Source organism: Citrobacter sp. TBCS-14 (genome assembly GCF_005280805.1).
GTDB classification, from domain to species: Bacteria; Pseudomonadota; Gammaproteobacteria; order Enterobacterales; family Enterobacteriaceae; genus Citrobacter; species Citrobacter gillenii.
The window spans coordinates 1-219 of the sequence record NZ_SZWM01000785.1; the positions used below are offsets into that span (position 1 = coordinate 1).

1 protein-coding gene is annotated in these 219 nt (G+C 54.8%); it reads left to right on the top strand.

Annotated elements, in window-relative coordinates:
* On the top strand, window positions 1-219 hold a 219-nt coding region (locus tag FDX22_RS21315; RefSeq protein ID WP_146717737.1), incomplete at both ends, for a Yip1 family protein.

The following is a 219-nucleotide window of genomic DNA, read 5'->3' on the forward strand; positions in this document are numbered from 1 at the left end:
GCTGGAATTTTGGCGACGGCAATATACTGAAGTTATCCCTGTTTACCGGATTTGCGATGGCAATTCTGTTTTACGGCGTGATGCTGGCGGGTGTGGCCATCATGGGCAGAGTTATCTGGTGGATGGCGCGTAATTACTCGCGACGCCCGTCGCTGGCGCATTGTATGGTCTTTGCCGGATATGTTGCCACGCCGCTGTTTTTAAGCGGGCTGGTGGCGC